Genomic DNA, 1,894 nt, shown 5'->3' with positions numbered 1-1,894 from the left:
GGCATTGTGGATAAACAAGTCAATGTCCGCAACTGCTCGGCTACCACCGTAAATTTTTGCAGCCAAACCACCAACAATTTGATAGTCAATACGCTCTGATCCCAAGATCCCCTTAAACCAAATCAATGCTTCTTTTACCCTATCGCTCATCTTGAGTACCTAGTTAGTTTGATCGTGCGCTATAATTCCAGCATAATACGTTTGCTACTATGCAGGCTTAGCTGAGTTTTACCGCCTTAATCACTAAAACTAAAGACAAACTGACAATGCCGAGTATAGCAAATCGTGTCGATGCATTTGTTATAACACTTGCGTCCGCTTATCGAATTACTAACTCGTGAGTGGTTGTATCGAATACGCCAATACAATTTTTATCGAAGGGCAATTGCGCAATAATGTCACCATGACTTGAGATTATCTTACTACCGCCTAACCCTTTATCATTGGAGTTATTCAAAGAATTAGGCCAATTACATTGAATAACCATAGCAGAGAGTGATTTAGCTATCTTTTTTGAGCCCTCCTCATAATTTGTACTTTCAGTGTTTACGGAGAATTCAGATTGCCCAATATAGCTTGGCCATAGAATGTAAGATGGCGATTGAACTGATAATTGTTCAACAACCCAATTAAAGTCGCTTGCCTCACGGCACAAATAAGAGCTGAACGTCCCAAGTGGATGTTCCAAGATACTACGCTTATCACCAGATTCAAAAAATGTACACTCACTTTGAGTTAGCCCTACTTTTCGCCAAACTATCTCTAAAGTTCCCATCTCATTAATAGCAGAATACACATTATAAACCTTATTATTTTCATTTAATGGGTAGCCGATGAAGACCAATGTATTTGACAGTTGGCATTGAATTGAAATTTCATTTAGTGCATTGTCGACCAAATGTTTCTGTGCCTGATTTTTAATATCTCGATGGAAACCAGTAATTGCCAGTTCAGGAAACACAAGAACATCCAAGTCATGATTCTTGTTAACGACATTACAAATCGTTTTTGTGTTCCCCTCAACAGTCCAATCCATAGGCATTTGGGCTATACCTACTTTCAACGAATACCTCACTAACTATAAAAAATGAACCGGTGTTATAGCGCCGCTATCTAGCGAGTCCCCTCATAAATATCTTTTGAAACAATGAAGCAGACACGCATCGCTCCCTCTGATCGAATGAATTTCGCCAAAAACACACTCGATACAGACAGATTCAATAGCGATGCTAACGATGCATGATGATCAAACCCTACTACAAACACTGTCAAAACAGTGCCCCAACATTCACAAAAAGCGGCTTATTTCTCTTACTCTTGCCACTAAAACCTTACTCGACGGCGCTGATTTACCCCAAACCAGCCTAGGCGTGTGCTTGAGACGCAAACCTCAGTTAAATATGCGATTAAACATATAGACCGCCTGTTAAGCAATACACTGTTGTATCAAGAGAAAACCCTCATGCATCGCTGGTATTCCGCCAGCGCGTTTCGAACGCCTCTTGAAAAGTTTGTTGGCTTAAATAATGTGGCACCAAACTAGGCCACTCCAAAACAGAATATTCAAAGTCCAGATTATTACACTCTGAACTGGAAACATATGAAAAACTAACTGAGGACATGCCTTAAGTTCACTCGCCGAGAACATCATTTGCGGTTGAAGATCCCAACTTGTAGCTAAACACAGACCTCTTTTATACCTAGGGTGATTCACCAAGTACTCAGCGTAGGATGAGTACATTGTCCATATCCCTAAAAAACCAAGTAATTCAACTAGTGATATCACTTCTATACTAAATGGTAACAGTGAAGGTCCTCCAACGAGGAAAATAGCTGCAAATATCCATTTTCTATTTCTCATTACATATCCTTGTTAATGATTTTAGCGAACAAC

The 1,894-nt window shown here is 39.7% G+C and carries 1 protein-coding gene and 1 pseudogene (1 of these 2 cut by a window edge); both read right to left on the bottom strand.

All coding sequences use genetic code 11. The features are described 5' to 3' along the window. A pseudogene (locus BZJ17_RS17520) lies at positions 1-150 on the bottom strand (MazG-related protein); it reaches 358 nt to the left of the window's first position. Positions 151-319: 169 nt separating this feature from the next. Continuing rightward, a complete protein-coding gene (locus BZJ17_RS15525) occupies positions 320-1,063 on the bottom strand; it encodes a nitrilase-related carbon-nitrogen hydrolase (protein ID WP_131826821.1) in 744 nt (247 codons plus the stop codon). Positions 1,064-1,894: the final 831 nt, after the last annotated feature.

Origin of the sequence: Salinivibrio sp. IB574 (genome assembly GCF_001996205.1) — a bacterium.
Classification (GTDB): Bacteria; Pseudomonadota; Gammaproteobacteria; order Enterobacterales; family Vibrionaceae; genus Salinivibrio; species Salinivibrio proteolyticus.
Note: the sequence above shows the minus strand (reverse complement) of the source record. Positions and strands in the feature narration are given on the sequence as shown.